This is a genomic window from Tabrizicola caldifontis (assembly GCF_004762095.1).
GTDB classification, from domain to species: Bacteria; Pseudomonadota; Alphaproteobacteria; order Rhodobacterales; family Rhodobacteraceae; genus Tabrizicola; species Tabrizicola caldifontis.
Map to the genome: position 1 here is coordinate 145,154 of NZ_SIJH01000009.1, position 16,569 is coordinate 161,722.

Sequence of the window (16,569 nt, forward strand, 5' to 3'; positions counted from 1 at the left end):
CCGGCCCCCTCAGGCAAAGGCCGGCATCACGTCGCGGATCATCCGCTGAAGCGAGGCCTTCTTGCGTTCGAAGCTCATGCCCGAGTCAATCCAGAAGCTGAATTCGTCATAGCCGAGTGCCTCGTAGGATTTGAGGCGGGCGATCACTTCGTCCGGCTCGCCGATGATCTGGTTGCGACGCATTGCGGCGGCGGAATAGACGGGATGGGCCGCGATCTCATCTTCGGTCAATTCCTGGATCAGGCCCTGCTGGATCGGGCGCTCGTTCTTGAACCAGGCGCCGAAATAGCAATAGAACCGGGTCATTTCTTCGGCGGCGGTGCGTGCATCGGCCTCGTCCGATGCGACGTAGGCGTGGCGCAGGACCATGATCTTCGGCCGCGGTACCTCGGGGTGGGCGGCGCAGGCTGTGTTGAATCGCTCCATCAGGCTGACGACCTCATCGTCGCCCAGATGCAGCGGCGTGACCTGGACATTGCACCCATTGGCCACGGCAAAGTCATGGCTGCTCGGATCGCGCGCGGCGACCCAGATCGGCGGCCCGGGCTGTTGGGCCGGCTTCGGCGTCGAGGTCGTCCGGGGAAACTGCCAGTATTGCCCGTCATGCGCATAGTCGCCCTGCCACAGCGCCTTGACGGCCGGGATAAGCTCGCGCATCCGGCCGCCTGCGTTCCAGGCGTCAAGTCCGGGCATGAGCCGTTCATATTCGAAGCTGTAGGCGCCGCGCGCAATGCCAAGCTCGAGCCTTCCGTCCATGATGATGTCGGCCATGGCCGCTTCGCCCGCAAGCCGGATCGGATGCCAGAACGGCGCGATCACCGTGCCGGTGCCAAGGCGGACGTTCTTCGTGCGCCGTGCCAGATCGACAAGGTTAAGCAGCGGGTTCGGCGCGATGGTGAAGCTCATGCCGTGGTGTTCGCCCGTCCAGATGGCATGCATCCCACCCTCGTCTGCGATGTGGCACAGTTCGATCATTTCGTCATAGAGCCGCCGCTCGTCATCCTTGGCCGAGACGCGCTCCATATGGATGAAAAGCGAGAATTTCATGCTATCAGCCCCTCTGAGCCGCGTTGCACACGCCCGGTTTCGTGCGTGCCGAAATAGATTCCGTAGTTGCCCAGGCGCGATTCCCCGGCCAGCCGTTCCAGCATGATGCGCAGCGCCGGGTCCGTGATGTCCGAGACCCCGTCGCAGGACAGTTCCACGAAGGCGCCGCGCTTCGGCTGCGACAGGACAGTGGGGCAGCGCAAGGCAATATGCTGGGTGCCCAGCCTGCTGTCCTCATAGACCGCATAGATCATGCCGGCCTCTGCCTGAAGGCCAAGGCCGTCGATCAGGTCCATCAGCGTGGCCTGCACGCCCTTCTGTCCGACCTTAGCCATCGGCACCGAAAGGCCGCCGCGTCCGTCATCGACCAGAAGCACCCGGCCCTCGGCCTCCAGAATGGCCGAGATCACGACATCCGGCCCTGCCGGCATCTGCGCCGCAGTTGCAGCCTGGGTGACATAGGCACCGCGATAGTAGCCAAGGCCAGGGTGGGAGGTGGCCTCGAAGGCCCCGATCAGCCCGATCAGGATGCTGTGGTCGCCCGCCGGGATCACCTGGTGCAGCGTACAGTCGAACCAGGCCGAGGCACCGGCGATCAGCGGAAAGCCGACAGGGCCGCGCCTCCAGTAAACCCCGGCGAAGCGGTCGTCAGAGGGGCGGGCAAAGGTGGCGGAAATATCCTTCTGGTTCTCGGACAGGATATTTACCGCAAAGCCTGCGCCTTTGGTAAAGCTTGCCCGATTGGCCGAACTGTTCGCGATCGACACCAGCAGCAGCGGCGGATCAAGCGATACAGAAGCAAAGGAATTCGCGGTAAAGCCCAGAGGCCGCCCGTCCTGGTCAAGCGTCGTGACGACCGTGACGCCGGTCATGAAACAGCCGAAGGCATCGCGCAGCGCGCGGGGAGAAGGGGTCATGCCGCAGCCTCCTTCTGTCCGGTGGCCAGCCACTCAATCAAGGCTAGGTTTACCGCCTCGGGGGCGGTCAGGGGTACCATGTGGCGGTGACCTTCGATCACGACGGCCCGCCCCCTTGGTGCGGCCGTGGCGATCTGGCGGGCCATTTCGGCGCTGGAATTCGCGTCGCCATCGGCGGTCAGCACCAGAAGTGGCCGCCTGATCAGGCCGATCCGGTCGGCGTAGATCGAATCCCCCGTGGCAAAGGCGCGATAGGCCGCGGCATAGCCTGCCTGCGGCACCGACCGCAGCCAGCCGGCCACACGCGTGCGCAGGCGGCCGTTTTGATCCCCGAACCAGCGCGACAGCGGCCCGTCGATGCCGCCGCGCCCGACCGCGATCTCCTCAGCCCGCGCCAGAACCGCGGCCCGGGCCTCGGGCGTCCGGCGGAAGACGGGGCACAGCAGGGCGGCGCGCGTCAGAAGGTCGGGACGTTCGACCGCAAGACCCATGGTGATCAGGGCACCCATCGAATGACCGGCGACCGCGATGGGGCCTCCGATGGACTCTGCCAGTCGGGCGGCCCAGGCGACATAGTCCGGCAGGTCGGGCAGGATTGCCAGCGCGTCGCTTTCGCCATGGCCCGGCAGGTCGGCAGCGATCACGCGGTGCGTGGCCGAAAGTGCGGCGATCTGAGGCTCCCACACCTCGGCCCGCAGGCCTACGCCGTGAAGAAGAAGGACCGGCGGTCCGGCGCCGTGGTCCAGCACGCGGACGGCGCGGCCGTCAGACAGCCGCAGGGTTCGAGACGTCATGGCCAAGGTCCCTGAGATCCTGGTAGCGGTCACCGATCCGGTGATGCGGCCGCCCCCCGGTCGAGGCGCCCAGAGCGACGACGATCTCGTCCGCGGCCGGCGCGTCGGGGATCGAGAAGTGTACGGTCTGATAATGTGACCTGCGGCCTTCGTCGTGCTTGTCCATAAGGGGGATCATTACGGGGCAGTTTGCCGGCCCGCGCACGTTGGTGAAGGCAAGGTAGGTTCTGGCCCCGACCGCCTGCCGGTAATGATTGCCGAAGCGCAGGGTATGGATCAGCGCATTGGCATGTTCCAGCTCGCCCGACAGGCCGACGACTGCGGCCTTGCCGTAGCCTTCCACCCGGTTCCCTCCTCCGGCGGCCTCAAGGATCATGCCGGTCAGAAGCTGGCCCAGTTCGGGCGCGATCTGGTGGATCTCGGGCTTCAAGTCCACGACAAAGCCTCGGCCGGCCCACGGGTTTCGCAGCACCGCGGCCGCGGCGATCAGCTTAAGCGGCACAGGTGCGGCGCGACCGCCTTCGATCAGAAGCGTCTCGACGAAAGTGCATGTCTTGCGAATCTGTGCGGGCATGTGGGTCTCCGATCTTGCTGCGAAGCTTGGTATACCAGAATACCATCTGTCAATATCCCTTGCGGCGGTGCCCGATTGACCCGTAGAGTGCAAGAATGAACGACACTCTGGATCTTCGCATCAACCACGCGCCGACCACCCTGCGGGAACTGGCGGTCGGCCGGCTCAGGCAGGCGATCGTCGAGGGGCGGTTTCCCGGCGGGCACCGTCTGGTCGAGCGGACGCTTTGCGACCAGTTGGGCGTGTCGCGGTCTGTCGTGCGCGAGGCGATCCGCTACCTGGAGGCCGAGGGGCTGGTCGAGATCCTGCCGCGTGTCGGCCCGGTCGTCGCCACGCTGGACTGGCCACGCGCGCGCCAGATCTACGACATCCGCCGCCTGCTCGAGGCAGATGCCGCCGCCGCCTGCGCCCGGCGCGCAGATGACAGCGTGAAGCAACGTCTGCGATCTGCCCTTGCCCGCATAAGGGCGGCTTTCGCCGGTGCACCTCCGGCAGAACTTCTGGCGGCGACGACCGCGTTCTACGAGGTGATCTTCACCGCCGCAGGGCACGACATCGCCTGGGAGATCGTCCAGCGGCTGAACGGACGGATCTCCAGGCTTCGGGCGTTGACCCTGGCCAGCAGCGACCGCAGCACCTCGGGTCAGGCGCACATGGAACGGATCTGCGACGCGATCTGTTCCGGCAACGCGGCGGCGGCTGCAAGGGCCGTGAACGACCATCTGCGCGACGCCGCCGAGGTTGCACGCAAGAGCCTGGGGGCTGCGGAATGACCGGCTGCCGGATTGCGCGTGACGGCCGGGCCTGTCCGGAACGAGGTCGTTATCAAGTGCTTGCCTCCTGGCCGATGCCCGGCGCCGCTGCCATTTCCGCGCCGGTGGCGAGCAGGGCCCCGGCCAGGTTCAGCGCATTGTCGGGCCAGTATTCCTGTGGGCAGGGATGGCAGATGCTGGGGGCCGCGACGGGGCGGCACGACAGTGCGGCGTTGTGCAACGGTGGTGGGATCGCCTTGCGCCCCTGAACAGGCAAGCAGCGCGACACCACGCGGTTGTGCGTGAGCGGTGTAGCTTTGCCGCAGGTGATCAGGTCGCAGCCGGCACCGGATGATCGCCGCGCCCCGGACGCAGCAAGCCGGCCGAGATGGCCGATCTCCGGCGACCGGAAAGGAAGCCCGCTGTCCCGTCATGAGGGCCCACCCCCAGATGTCGCTGCCCGAGGCAGGATGGCCCTGGTCTTTTGGCCGGGGAAGCCGCAGGCATCCAGGCCGGGCAGGCGGTCCTTCAGGGCCAGCGTGACTTCCGTGTCGATCGGGGCCGTCTTCGATCCGCAGCCTCTTGGACCGACGGGGCGATGGAACTCGGCCCTTATGATGGAGCTGGCCGCCCGAACGGCCTCGATCATGGCAGGAGGGCAGCAGGTTCTGGTTCAGGCTGCATCATGATTTCCTCGCTTGGTCGTATAGCGTTCATGCAGACCGTTGCCGGTGCCCGGCTGGATCCGCCGGGATTTTTGTTTCTGCTCTGCTCGTGGGACGGAAGACAGATGCAAGATGCCGCGGGTTCCCACCGGGCGCTGTCGGGGCAGTGGGCCGGTTCCACCACAGTGCCAGGGTAAGTGAAGGCCGCCGCCAAGGTCGACCGCGCCAATTGCTACCACTGCAAGGTCTTCCGCCGGCACGCGAGGGAGAGCGACTATCGACTTCTGCTCGAGAGGGCACTCCTTGAAATCGACCCGGACCGAGGCGCCAACATGTGCGGGTTGCACTGCTGCCGCTCGAGGCGATCTGCCGCGCGCAGCAAGCGGTGCTCAGCCACGGTGCCTTGTCCGCGGTTCAAGAGTGGCAGGGCCACGGACCTTTGTCGGAGTGGGCCAGGCACGCCTGTAGCAAGGTCGATACGGTCTATCCGGACAAGATCAGGCTTGACGGTGGGATCCCTGATCCACCCCTCCTTTTCGCAGACCGGTACTCATCCGGTCCGTGCCGGGGATACCAGGAAGATCGACCGTGGTGCCGCTGCGGACCCGAACCCGAATGTGCGCCGTGCGCAAACCCGGCGAAGCTGCCGCAGGGCCGCAAGGAGCGTCGTCACTCGTTGGACAGCAGGTCCGACAGGCGCACCCAGCCTTCCCATCCACCCTGTCGGATCTTCTGCCAGCCCGCCACCTGGTAGGGTAGCAGGGCGATGTCGCAGCCTTGCGGGGCCAGCCGGGTCAGCGCGCGCGACTGTTCGGCGGGCCAGGCCCGCAGCGCCCCGGCCGGCCCCGGCCGCAGGCAGTTTGTCCCTGGCGAGACCGCCGCGATGAAGCGGCGGTGCGCCCAGCCGGCATGGTGGCCACCCTCCACCGGGCACCAGTTTCCCCGGCAGCTGGCCGTCACGATCAGCCCGCAGCGTGCGTAAGGCAGACGGGTCGCCACCCGATGCCCGGTTCCCGGGCCTGCGCGCAGGTTCAGCGGATCGTCTGGCGCGACGCCTACGACGCAGTGTTCGGCACCGGGCCGGATCGGGTCGGCATGGACGGGGGTCACCAGCCAGGCGAACGCCATCGGCGCAAGAACGACAAGCAGCAGACCAGACTTTCCGGCGGTCATCATTCGACCCTCTCGAACAGATATTGCGCAGCGCCTTCGCCGAAGGTGAGCGTTCCCTTCGCCGCATCGAACGCCAGCGGCATGGCGAAGAGCGGCCCCTCCCAGACGATCCAGCGGCCGGGTCGGGCCGGGTCCGGCCGGATCTCGCCCGCCATCTCGCCGATGTCGAAGATCAGCCGGTCGTCCGTGCGGCGCAGGGCGACCTCGCCCAGCACGGGCGAGCGATAGCGCCCCTCGGCCGCCACTGCCGTTTCGGCGGGAACCGGCTGGGCCGCCGCCCAGTCGGATGCGCGGCGGTCGGCCTCGGCGCGGGCGAGCAGCGCGCCTGCGTGATGATCCTGCGGCAGGTCGAACAGCAGTTCCAGGAACCGCGCGCGGACCGCCTGCACGAAGTCGTTGGCCCGCCCCGCATTGGTCAGGATCACAATGCCCGCCCCGGCCTCGGGCAGGAAGGCAAGGTCGCTCGTGAAGCCGAAGGTGTTGCCGCCGTGGTGGATCAGGCGGTGGCCGCGCCAGTCCTCGACGAACCAGCCAAGGCCATAGGATATCGTGGCGCTGACCGGCACCTGCGGCGTGGTCAGATGCGCGAGGCTTTCGGGCGAGACGATGCCGTTCCCCTCGCCGATGGCCAGCAGCGCCTGAAGATAGCGCGCCATGTCGGCACCGGTGGACCAGTGCGCCCCCGCCGGGGCTACGGGCAGCAGGGCGCCTTCGGTCTCGACCGGCAGGATGGCCCGGATGCCCGCCCCATGGGGCGCATGGGGCATGGCGTGGTCGGGGTCGGCCATGACCGCGACGAAGTCGAGCGTCGAGCGCGTCATGCCGAGCGGCGCGAACAGGCGGTCCTCGATCGTGCGGGCATAGCCCGCATCCAGCCCGCCCCATGCGGCCCCGTCGGCCGCCGCGGCAACCCAGCCACCCGTAGCCACGAGCTGGTTGGAATACTGGAACGCCTCGCCGAAGCCGGTGAAGAATTCGAATTCCGACAGCGAGCCAATCACCGCCTCGGCATCCAGGTCGCTGGCGTGGAACAGGAACTCCATGTCACGCCGTGGCACGCCTGAACAGGCGCAGACGAGGTTCTGCACGGTGATCGTCGCGGAGAGTTCCGGGTCGGCCACGGCAAAGCGCGGCAGGAGGCCCTGCACCGGTCTGTCCCAGGACAGGCGCCCCTCCTCGACCAGACGCGCCAACAGAAGCGTCGTCATGGTCTTGCCGACCGAGCCGATCATCATCCGGGTTTCCGGCGTCAGGGGATCGTCCGCCCCGCGGGCGCGCCGGCCGAAGCCCGAGAGCATCCGCACCTCACCCCCCTGCACCACGGCGACGACGGCGCCCGGCACGTCGAAGCGGCCGAGGTTCTCCTCGACATAGGCAGAAAGCGCGGCGAGGTCTGCGGCCTCCAGCGCGGCGGGGGACAAACCGGCAAGCGTTTCGGTCACTGCATCCGCGGGACGGAACCCCGTCACCGCGATGTTGACCTGCGCGCCGCGCCGGTCCAGCGCGGCCAACGCGCCGCGGATCAGCGTGACATGCAGACGGCCGCCGTGGCTTTCGGCGACGGCCTGCCGGAAGATCCCGTCCTCCGCCGGATAGACGAAGGCCGTCGCGGCCTCGAACCCAGGGCGCGGGTGCGCGGGGACGATGGCTTGCGGGGCGGGGGCAGGCTCGCCCGCGGCGGTCCAGGCGGCGATGGCCTCGGCCGGAACGTTCATGTCGGACAGGCCGAACCACAGGGCGATGTCGCCCTCGGGGCTGGTCAGGCGCACGAGGGGCCCGGCATCGTCGCGCTGCCATCCCTCGGGCGCGACCAGCGAGAAGCGGCCTGCGGGGTCGGTTCGTGGGCGCATGGGGGTTTCCTCGGCAAGGGTGGCCACCGGCAGTGCGGCAAGGGCCGCACCGGCGAGGCAGACTGGGATCAGGCATCGGGTCATCGCGGAAAGCCTCTTCATCGGACGGCCTCAGCGCGCGGCCATCAGGAAAAGACGCGCAGCGACCTCGTGCGGCTCCAGTGGTCGTTCCGCCAGGGGCGGCAGGCCGATATCGGCGCGCAGGTGGTCGTCCAGATGGGCGGTCTCCGACCGAATTCGGATCTGGCGCCGGAAGGCCGCGATGATCTGGCGCAGGGATCGGAGTCGCGAGGTTCGCGCGCGGGACGGAAGGACAAGGGTCATGGGAGGAAGGCCTTGAAATAAGGTTCGGATGGTCAGAGTGCAAAGCGCGCGCGGGCACGGCTGATCGAGGGCGGCTCGGCCAGGCCCTCGGGGGTATGGGCATCGGCAACGCCGCGGCCGAGCGCCGTGACGACCGGCACCACCCCGCCCCAGAGGCAGAGGGCGTGGTCGCCCGCGTCGTCGGCCGGCGGTCCGCTGCGGACCTTGGCGCAGGCGGCCTCGACGGCCAGGGCGATGACGCCGGTCGCCTTGCGCTCCTGCGCGGTCATCGGGCGGATTTCCGCGGAACGGCCGGGCAGCAGATGCTCGGTGATCGCCTGCAGGGCGGTGTCCAGTTCGTCGGTGTCGGTCACCGCCCGGCCCGTGCCGTGGACGACTGCAGAGCGGTAGTTGACCGAATGGTGGAACCCCGACCGCGCCGCCACGATCCCGTCAAGAAGCGTGACGGTCATGGTGAGCGCCGCACCCTCGGCCAGCTTCACGATCCGCGCCTTGGAGGCACCGTGCAGCCAGATGCAGCCGGGGCCGCGGGCATAGGCCATGGGCATCACCATCGGCCGCCCCTCGGCGACGAAGCCGACATGACCGACCAGCCCGGCATCGAGGATCGCGTGGACGGTCGCCTCGTCATAAAGGGCGCGCTTGCCGTTGCGGGCGCGGTTGAAGCGGGGTTGGTCGGTCATGGCGCAACTTCCTCTGTCGGACGGGCGCCTTTTGCCGCATGATCCTGCCCCATGGAGGAGCCAGTAGCGGGGGATTTCATGGAACCAGTCGTCCTTGCCAGCCTCGTGACGCTCGACCCGGACGGGGCGGAGACACTGGTCGCACAGCTCTATCGCAGCATCCGCACGGCAGTGCTGGACCGGCGGCTTGTGCCGGGCGAGGCGCTCCCCTCGTCCCGCGCGGCCGCGGCCCTTCTGGGCGTGGGGCGCAACACGGTGAACGCCGCCTACGAACTTCTGGCGGCCGAAGGCGTGATCGAGGTCCGTCCCGGCACATCGCCGCGCGTGGCGGCATTGGAGGTCGGCAGGGCGCCGGGGGCGGTCGCCCCCGTCCGCCTGTCGCAGCGCGCCGGCATGGCCGCCGTCATCCTTCGGCGCGGTCTGGCCGAGGGGCGGCTGGCCCCCGGTTCGCCCGATCCGGCGCTGTTTCCCGCCGATGCCTGGGGGCGGGTGCTGCGGCGCGCCGCGCGCCACCGGCAGGACGGGGCCGAGGGCTATGCCCATTTCGAAGGCTTGCCCGAGCTGCGGCAGGTGCTGGCCGACCAGCTGCACCGCCACCGCGGCCTTGTCTGCGCGCCCGAGGACATCGTCGTGACCCTAGGCACACAGGCAAGCCTGATGATCGCCGCCGCCGCCTTTGCCGATCCGGGCGAGGTCGCACTGGTCGAAAGCCCGGGCTACATGAGCGCCCGGGCGACGTTCCAGGCGGCAGGGCTGACCTGCCGGGCGCTGCCCGTGGATGCCCGCGGCGCCGACCCCGCGCGCGCCGAGATGGCCGGGGCGCGGCTGATCTACGTCACCCCTTCGACCCAGTATCCGACCGGCGTGCGGATGCCGATGGCCCGCCGTCTTGCCCTGCTGGACGCCGACCGCGCCATCGGCGCCGTGATCGTAGAGGACGACTACGACAGCGAATTCGTCTGGGAAGGGCGCGGCATCGCGGCGCTCGCCGCACAGCCGGACGCGGGTCATGTGGTATATCTGGGTAGTGCCGCCAAAAGCCTGCTGCCGGGCCTGCGCATCGGCTGGATGGTGGCGCCGCCGGGATGCGCCAAGGCGCTCTGCGCCGTGCAGCGGCGGCTGGGCCTCGCGGCGAATGTCCATGCCCAGGCGGCGCTGGCCGAGTTCATGGCACAGGGTGCCTGGCGCGCGCATGTCGCCGCGATCTCGTCCGCCTATCGTGAGCGCCTGGGGTTCGTGGGGGCGGCCCTGACCGAGGCGCTGGGCGACCGGGTGCAGCTGTCCACCCCCGACGGCGGCCTGCAACTGACGGCCCGCCTGCCGGAGCTCACCGACGACGGGCCCTTGCGCGCCGCCCTGAATGCTGCGGGCTATGCCGTGTCCTCATTGTCGGACTACTTCATTGACCGGCCGGAACAGGGCCTCGTCATCGGCTTCGGCACCGCGACCGAGCGTGATGCCCGCCGCTTTGCCGCGGCGCTTACCCGGCTTCTGGAGGCCCGCGACCAGCCCTGACCGGCGGGCGGCCCCTTGAGATTGTCGTGAACTGGTTCTGTTCGCAGCTTCGGTTGCGGTGCATGAACCGGGCCAGTCAACAAGCCGAGCGAAACCATGACCGACGAAGGCGCAGACAAGCCTGCCAGTGCCCGACCGCGCGCCGTCTGGATCGACCGGCTGCGCATGGTTCTGACCCTGCTGGTGATCCTGCACCACGCCGCGATCACCCACGGCGCAAGCGGCAGCTGGTTCTTCAGAGCGACCGAGGCGACGAACCTGCCGTTGACCTTCCTTGCCGCCGTGAACCAGGCCTTCTTCATGGGGCTGCTCTTCCTGATCTCGGGTGCGCTCGCACCAGTATCGTTGGAGCGCAAGGGGGCGACGGCCTTCCTCGGCGATCGCGCGATCCGCCTCGGGGTGCCGGTGCTGGTGTTCGGCTTCCTCATCGGCCCGCTGACCGTCGCGCTGGCATCGGCACCCGTGGGCGAGATCCTCGCGGACACGGCCGCACGGATCCTGCGCGGCAGCTTCATCCTTGGCCCGCTTTGGTTCCCGGCGGCCTTGCTGGTCTTCTCGGTCGTGCTCGCCGTTTGGCCAGCGCACGGTGTCGCCGTCGGCCCCGTGCCGCCCTTCGCAGAATGGCTCGCCATCGCTTTCGGCACAGGCCTCGCGGCCCTGCTGATCCGGCAGGCCGTGCCGGTGGGCTTCACGGTTGCGGGCTTCCAGCTTGGCTATTTCGCCTCCTACGTCGTGCTCTTTGCCGTCGGCGTGCGGGCCGGACGGAACGGCTGGCTTGACCGCCTGCCGCCGCGCAGCCTGCGGCTGGCGATGGCGGTGGGTCTTGTTGCGCTGCCGATCCTGCCGGTGGCGTTGCTGTCGACCGACGCCCCCCGGTTCGAGACCGGCCTTTCGCCGGCCGCTGTCGTCTATGCCCTGTGGGAGCCGCTGGTCGCCCTTGGCGCCGTCGCCGCGCTGACCTGCTGGAGCCAGCGCCGCGACAACCGCGCGGCAGCTTTCTGGGCTTGGGCATCCGAAAACAGCTACGGCGCCTTCATCCTGCATGCGCCGATCCTTGTGGCCGTCAGCCGTGCCCTTGATGCCGTCGGCACGCCGGGCGCCGCGGCCTTGCCCATATCCGTGGCTGCAACGGCGACCATTGCCTCCGGCATGGCAGCAGGGCTGCGCCGCTCCGCCCTGCTGCGGCGGGTGGTCTGAGGGGCTTTGGGTCAATTCAGTAAAGATCGCGCTGCCGTTCCGCATAGCCGTCGTTCTCGGCCGCGGCAGAACGGCGCCCTGCGGTCGCGGCGGCAAGAAAGTCGCCCACCGTAGGCACGACCGCGCGGGAAACCTGCGCCGCGGCCTTCCACAAGGCCGCGCGGGTGATCGAGCGGGCGCAGTGGTAGAACACCTGACGCACCTCGATTTCCAGGATCGTGGCCGGAAGCGTCCCTGCGATTGCGAAGCTTCGGGCAAGGCTCTCGTCGCGCAGGATGCGCGCCATGCCCTGGACGCGCAGGGTCTCGCCGATCCCGGGGATCAGGAACATCAGGCCCACACGCGGGTCTGCAAGGATGTTGCGCAAGCCGTCGATCCGGTTGTTGCCGCGCCGGTCCGGCAGCAGCAGGCGGCGGTCGCCCACGACCCGGCAGAAGCCCGGAGGATCGCCGCGCGGGCTCGCCTCGGGTCCAAGAGGACCGTTTGTTGCAAGGATCAGGAAGGGCGAGGCTGCGATGAAGGCGCGGGCAGGATCCGTCAGGTGATCCGTCACCTTGTCACGCGCCACCGGCAGTGCGGGGCCATACAGGGCCTGAAGCGCGGCCGGATCCGTGATTGTCTCGCTCATGCAGCAGGGCTTTCGTCATGCAGCGCCTTGGCCACGGCGGGTCCCAAGGTGAATTCCGTGAACCGGGCGCTGAAGCCCGCACGCTCGGGCGAACAGGCCGTCGGCCCGACTCGCGCTGGCCCCGGCGGGAATGGGGTCACGCGCAGAAGCTGCCAGCGGTTTGCAGCGTTGCGCGCCTGGATCACCACGGCGCCACCCGTCCGTGTCATCCGCAGCCGTTGCGGCCCCGGTTCCGCGCCGAGCGCCAGCGTGGACCAGTCTGAAGCCCCTCGCGTGACCACGATCGAAAGGTTCGCGACCCCGTCTGACAGTTCGATCCCGGCCTTGATCCAGTGGGCCTCATCCTGCCGGAGCATCAGACCGGCCTGGTCGTAAAGCGCACGATAGTCACCCTCGAAGCCGACATGGGCCGTGAAATCCCCCATCACCGGCACCAGAAAGGCGTGACCGCTGTCGCGCCGGAAGCCGTAAAGCGTATCGCGCCAGAAATCCGTGCCCTCTCCGGTCTCGAGGGTCAGCGCCTCGGGTGTCCGGTCCCAGGCGGGCGGCGGGTTCAGCCAGGTGGCTGCATCGAGCGCGTCCAGTCCGGTCATGTCAGGCCTCCTTCCGTCAGCGTCATGCAGATCAGCGGCAGCGCACGTCCGCGATCGTCGGTGCCCCGTCTACCCGTCTCGACGAAGCCGCAGGCGGCATAGAAGGCGCGCGCGCCTGCGTTGGCGGCGTAGACCTCGACGTCCAACCGGCACTTGCGACGCAGCGCGTCGCTGATCAGGGCGCGACCCGCCCCCGAACGATGTGCAGCCGGATCGACGAACAGACCCGCGACCAGACCGCCCAGAAGTGCGATGAAGCCGACCACGGCGCCAGCCCGCTCTGCCACGGTGATCTCGGCAGCAGGCATGTAGCTGTCGCGCACGACCACCGCATCGGCGACGAGCGTCGCTGTATCCAGGAAAGGATGCCCGACCTCGGATGCCGCACGCCACAGGGCCATGCAGCGCTCAAGGTCGCGAAGGGCGTTATACGGGCGCAGTCCGATTGTGATGGCGGCAGTCAGGTGGGGCTGCAAGATGTCCGGCAGGTTACCGGGATGGACGAGGTCCGCCGTCCGGGCGAGTTCCGGGAGCGACAACCATCTTTGCCGATCAAGCACATCGACCTCGTGCGCCGTGCGGCGGTCGGTGTCCACATCTGCGGTCGGGACGCGGATCAGGAAGAACCTCTCGCGCGCCTCTACCCAGGAACCATCCGGCATCTGCTGCGGGAAGTCGCGCGCATGGATCGGTGCGCCGGGATCTGCGGCAACGATCCCGGTTTCCTCGGCCAGCTCGCGCAGGGCTGCCGCCTCCCAGCTTTCATCCGGCTCGAGCGCACCGCCCGGGGTGGCCCAGTAGACCTGCCCGGCCAGCGGCCCTTCCCGATGGTTGAACCGCAACAGCAGCACCCGGTCCTCGGGATCAACGACGAGGAGGCGAGCAGAGGGGCGCGGTTTCATGCGTCGTCCTCCGGCAGGTATTCCAGCAGGTCGCCCGGCTGGCAGTCGAGGGCCCTGCAAATGGCGGCAAGGGTTTCGAACCGCACCCCCTTCACCTTGCCGGACTTCAGAAGCGACAGGTTCTGCTCGGTGATGCCGATGCGTTCGGCCAGTTCCTTCGACTTCATCTTCCGGCGGGCCAGCATCACATCCAGTGTCACGTTGATCGGCATGGGCCGGCCCTCAAACGATCTGTGCGTTGTCTTCGGCGATCCGCGCGGCCTCGGCCATGACCCAGCCGACCGTCAGGATCAGCAGGCCGGCGACCGCAAGCATCGCATGCACCGGATCGGCCGACAGCGTCAGCGCGCGGCTTCCGGCCGGGTTGCGCCAGGTCAGCAGAAGCGAGGTTGCCCCGGAGGCTGCAAGCTGCGCAGGCAGGACCAGCGCAAAGGCAAGACCGATGCGGAACAGCCGACGACCCGTTTCGGGCACGAGGATCGCTCCCCCTGCGAAGGCCGCAAACAGTCGGTGCGCCTGCCAGAGCGCGTAGAGAAGAAGGCCCATCACCATATGCGCCACAACGAAACCGCCGATCAGCGCGGTTGTCGTCAGGTCGTGCGGGGTACCAGCGGGCAAGAGCATCGCAGCGCTGCGTTCCAGTGCGGGCCGGTCAATCCAGAGCAGCAGGTCGAGCAGGAGGATGAGCGCCATGAAAACCAGGGCCAGGCGTGACAAGATGCGGGACAGGCGCTGCACGCGCGCCAGGGGTTGCGATTCGATCATGGCAGGACTTCTTCATCTCTTGATTGACGAAGTTAACGTAAAACAGCAAATGATCGCCGTCAAATACGAATCACTTCATCAAAGGCGACCCGCCCCATGCTTCTTGCCTCTCGCTACACGGTCCGCGCCGGGCGCGCGCTGCTTTCTGGTCTTCCAGGTGTGGTCCTGCTTCCCTTCGTCCTGCCGGTTCCCGAGGGCATTCCGCTTGCCGCCGTTGTCGTCAACCCGCTGGGCCTGCTGACCCTTGCGGCGCTTGCGGGTGCATGGGCCGCCCCGAAGGCGGGGCTGGGTTCCGCCCTGATCCTCGGCACGTCCCTGCGGCTCAGGGCATTGGCGGCCTGGGCCCTTGCGGGGATCATCATGGGCGCTGCCATCGCCATTTCGGACCATGCGACGGCACCGGTCTGGAACACGGTCGCCCTTCCCACCCTGCGCGAAGGGCGGGATGCGGCGGATCTCGCCCTCGGGGTGATCTACGGCGGACTGACCGAGGAGGTGCTGCTTCGCTGGGGGCTGATGAGCCTGCTCGCCCTTGGTCTGATGCGGTTTCTGCCGCGGCCCCTGTCGCTCTGGGTGGCTGCCGTCCTTGCCGCCCTGGCCTTCGCCGTCGCGCATCTGCCGACCGTCATGATTGAGGCAGGCACGATCACGCCGGCCCTGATGGCTCGCACCTTGATCTGGAACGGGCTTCTCGGTCTTGCCTATGGCGTTGGCTTCCAGCGTCACGGGCTGGAAGCGGCCATCCTGGCCCATATGGCCACGCATCTCGGCTTCGCCCTGACTGCGATCTGAATGCCGCGTTTCGGGCGCATGGCGCGCCGTCTGCCGTCTGGCGTGCAGAGCGGTTGCGGTCATCCGCGTCTGGCTCTGCGCTGGACGATGCGAGCAGCGCGGCGGCGCCCTCCGTCGCGTGCTGCCCACAGTCCCGGCTGGCAGGGCACCCCAAGCCCAAGGTGCGCCTTGCCCTGATCGCGGGCCCTTCTTGTCCACGCGACGCGGCGTCAGGACAAGCTCATTTGACCCATCGCACAGCTTTCGGCTGGTCCCTCCGGTGCTGCCGCCTGCGCCAGCCTCGCCGCCTGCAAGGATAATCATCCAAGGCCAGATCATTCGCCCGCCGCAGCGCGCAAGGGTCTGTCCGTCAGGCCCAAGTCAGTGCATTCCGTGTCCATCGTGCCTTGAACCGCACCCTTTCGTGCGGCGAGACCGATCTTGCCTCGATGCGAACCAGGACGGGAACTGCTCACCTTCAAGTTTCTTTGGCGGTGGCCGAGCGTGCCGAAGTCCGACACCGTCCAGCCCAGACCGATCGGGCCAAACAGGCTGACAACGGATCGGCTGGTGCGGGGTGGCGTCATCCCCACGGGCACCTTCATCGTCGGGCAGGATCATGATGTTCCTGCCTGGGATGATCTGCGGTCAACGCCAGGCCGCTTCGCCACCAGGATGGCGCGAAGCGGCCTGGATTCTGACACATTCATCATTTTTGGGTTACGCCCGCTGATTCGGCCTTGTGCTGCATGGCGCTTCAATCTTGAGATGAATTCGTTGTCTGCCCGGTCTCGTGAAGCGTGTCGGGGGGGTGATGGCATTGGGCGGTTGGTCTTCAACAAAACTGGCCTTATCCTGTCATTTTCTTCCAAGAGGCAACTCTGATTGGCGAAAAAGTTGAGAATTTTCTGAAAATGATCTAAAAGACAAAGAGGGTGGAGGGAAGGCCAGGGAGGGGCCGGCCGTCGTCAGACGAGGCCAAAGGCAGAGATAAATGTCGCGAAAGTCTGCGGCGTGGCTCGTTTCAAATTTTGGCCAATTTCCAATGCAAACAGGACTTCCGCAAATTGTGTGCGGTGGGCTGAACGTCAATATTTGATCACAGGTGTCAACTCGTCCCGGAGACGCGCAGAGCGCCTGTCCGGGTCCGGTGGCCTGTAACTTCTGCAAGCACTCTGAATGCAAATCATCAGACATGGTCCGGTCGATGAGCGGTCACTTGTTGCACGCGATAACGAGAGACCGCCCGCGAGATCGTTCCTCGGACGGGAGAATAGACCATGAATGCGCTCGGGTCAGGACTCGTTCTCCATTCATAGCCAGAACATGACGGTTGCGGCGAGTGCGACGGCTGAGAGGAAGACCTTTGGGCAGCGGTCATAGCGGGTGGCAACCCTGCGCCAGTCTTTCAGCCGACCG

Annotated in this window: 17 protein-coding genes and 1 pseudogene; 4 read left to right on the forward strand and 14 right to left on the reverse strand. The window is 67.6% G+C overall.

The features are described from left to right. Nucleotides 1-9 precede the first annotated feature (9 nt). The 4 genes from EYB42_RS09470 to EYB42_RS09485 are packed head-to-tail and all read right to left on the reverse strand — an operon-like array spanning nucleotide 10 to nucleotide 3,332. Complete coding sequence (locus EYB42_RS09470; protein WP_135449850.1) at nucleotides 10-1,047, reverse strand: LLM class flavin-dependent oxidoreductase; 1,038 nt, start codon at nucleotides 1,045-1,047, stop codon at nucleotides 10-12. Continuing rightward, nucleotides 1,044-1,964 carry a flavin reductase family protein gene (locus EYB42_RS09475; RefSeq protein ID WP_135449851.1) on the reverse strand — a complete coding sequence of 307 codons (921 nt, stop codon included), beginning with the start codon at nucleotides 1,962-1,964 and terminating at the stop codon, nucleotides 1,044-1,046. The genes EYB42_RS09470 and EYB42_RS09475 overlap by 4 nt, the downstream gene beginning before the upstream one ends. Further along, nucleotides 1,961-2,758: an alpha/beta fold hydrolase gene (locus EYB42_RS09480; RefSeq protein ID WP_135449852.1), complete on the reverse strand. Its 798-nt coding sequence runs from the start codon at nucleotides 2,756-2,758 to the stop codon at nucleotides 1,961-1,963. Before EYB42_RS09480 ends, EYB42_RS09475 begins: the two co-directional genes overlap by 4 nt. Further along, entirely contained in the window at nucleotides 2,730-3,332 is a 603-nt protein-coding gene (locus tag EYB42_RS09485; protein WP_135449853.1) for an amino acid synthesis family protein, read from the reverse strand. Before EYB42_RS09485 ends, EYB42_RS09480 begins: the two co-directional genes overlap by 29 nt. A 95-nt stretch (nucleotides 3,333-3,427) precedes the next feature. On the opposite strand from EYB42_RS09485, the gene EYB42_RS09490 reads away from it, so the two are divergent. Continuing rightward, entirely contained in the window at nucleotides 3,428-4,105 is a 678-nt protein-coding gene (locus tag EYB42_RS09490) for a GntR family transcriptional regulator (protein WP_135449854.1), read from the forward strand. A 1,313-nt stretch (nucleotides 4,106-5,418) separates the two neighbouring features. Here EYB42_RS09490 and EYB42_RS09495 read toward each other — a convergent pair. The 4 genes from EYB42_RS09495 to EYB42_RS09510 are packed head-to-tail and all read right to left on the reverse strand — an operon-like array spanning nucleotide 5,419 to nucleotide 8,779. After that, nucleotides 5,419-5,925, reverse strand: a complete 507-nt coding sequence (locus EYB42_RS09495) for an SH3 domain-containing protein (protein ID WP_135449855.1) — start codon at nucleotides 5,923-5,925, stop codon at nucleotides 5,419-5,421. After that, nucleotides 5,922-7,874: a serine hydrolase domain-containing protein gene (locus EYB42_RS09500; protein ID WP_135449856.1), complete on the reverse strand. Its 1,953-nt coding sequence runs from the start codon at nucleotides 7,872-7,874 to the stop codon at nucleotides 5,922-5,924. Before EYB42_RS09500 ends, EYB42_RS09495 begins: the two co-directional genes overlap by 4 nt. Before the next feature lie 9 nt (nucleotides 7,875-7,883). Beyond that, the gene (locus EYB42_RS09505; protein ID WP_135449857.1) at nucleotides 7,884-8,096 is read right to left on the reverse strand and encodes a DUF1127 domain-containing protein; all 213 of its coding nucleotides are present in this window, start codon (nucleotides 8,094-8,096) and stop codon (nucleotides 7,884-7,886) included. Nucleotides 8,097-8,128: 32 nt separating this feature from the next. Next, entirely contained in the window at nucleotides 8,129-8,779 is a 651-nt protein-coding gene (locus EYB42_RS09510; protein WP_135449858.1) for a pyridoxamine 5'-phosphate oxidase family protein, read from the reverse strand. A gap of 78 nt (nucleotides 8,780-8,857) precedes the next feature. Here EYB42_RS09510 and pdxR point away from each other — a divergent pair, with 78 nt between their 5' ends. Then, nucleotides 8,858-10,294 (forward strand): MocR-like pyridoxine biosynthesis transcription factor PdxR, encoded by a 1,437-nt coding sequence (pdxR, locus tag EYB42_RS09515; RefSeq protein WP_167850974.1) that lies wholly within the window; start codon nucleotides 8,858-8,860, stop codon nucleotides 10,292-10,294. A 96-nt stretch (nucleotides 10,295-10,390) separates the two neighbouring features. Then, nucleotides 10,391-11,491: an acyltransferase family protein gene (locus EYB42_RS09520; RefSeq protein WP_135449860.1), complete on the forward strand. Its 1,101-nt coding sequence runs from the start codon at nucleotides 10,391-10,393 to the stop codon at nucleotides 11,489-11,491. A 16-nt stretch (nucleotides 11,492-11,507) separates the two neighbouring features. On the opposite strand, the gene EYB42_RS09525 is transcribed toward EYB42_RS09520, so the two are convergent. The 5 genes from EYB42_RS09525 to EYB42_RS09550 are packed head-to-tail and all read right to left on the reverse strand — an operon-like array spanning nucleotide 11,508 to nucleotide 14,379. Next, on the reverse strand, nucleotides 11,508-12,119 hold the full coding sequence (locus EYB42_RS09525; RefSeq protein ID WP_135449861.1) for an MSMEG_1061 family FMN-dependent PPOX-type flavoprotein: 612 nt from the start codon (nucleotides 12,117-12,119) through the stop codon (nucleotides 11,508-11,510). Continuing rightward, a complete protein-coding gene (locus tag EYB42_RS09530; protein WP_135449862.1) occupies nucleotides 12,116-12,712 on the reverse strand; it encodes a DUF1349 domain-containing protein in 597 nt (198 codons plus the stop codon). Before EYB42_RS09530 ends, EYB42_RS09525 begins: the two co-directional genes overlap by 4 nt. Continuing rightward, entirely contained in the window at nucleotides 12,709-13,614 is a 906-nt protein-coding gene (locus EYB42_RS17605) for a GNAT family N-acetyltransferase (RefSeq protein ID WP_240784063.1), read from the reverse strand. Before EYB42_RS17605 ends, EYB42_RS09530 begins: the two co-directional genes overlap by 4 nt. Next, nucleotides 13,611-13,826, reverse strand: a complete 216-nt coding sequence (locus EYB42_RS09545) for a helix-turn-helix domain-containing protein (protein ID WP_135449863.1) — start codon at nucleotides 13,824-13,826, stop codon at nucleotides 13,611-13,613. The genes EYB42_RS17605 and EYB42_RS09545 overlap by 4 nt, the downstream gene beginning before the upstream one ends. A gap of 10 nt (nucleotides 13,827-13,836) precedes the next feature. Beyond that, on the reverse strand, nucleotides 13,837-14,379 hold the full coding sequence (locus EYB42_RS09550; protein ID WP_135449864.1) for a DUF2975 domain-containing protein: 543 nt from the start codon (nucleotides 14,377-14,379) through the stop codon (nucleotides 13,837-13,839). A 96-nt stretch (nucleotides 14,380-14,475) separates the two neighbouring features. Here EYB42_RS09550 and EYB42_RS09555 point away from each other — a divergent pair, with 96 nt between their 5' ends. After that, nucleotides 14,476-15,171, forward strand: coding sequence for a CPBP family glutamic-type intramembrane protease (locus EYB42_RS09555; protein ID WP_135449865.1), 696 nt, complete (start codon nucleotides 14,476-14,478; stop codon nucleotides 15,169-15,171). Between the two features lie 1,292 nt (nucleotides 15,172-16,463). Here the strand turns inward: EYB42_RS09555 and EYB42_RS09560 are convergent. Then, a pseudogene (locus tag EYB42_RS09560) lies at nucleotides 16,464-16,569 on the reverse strand (IS5/IS1182 family transposase); the annotation flags it as partial.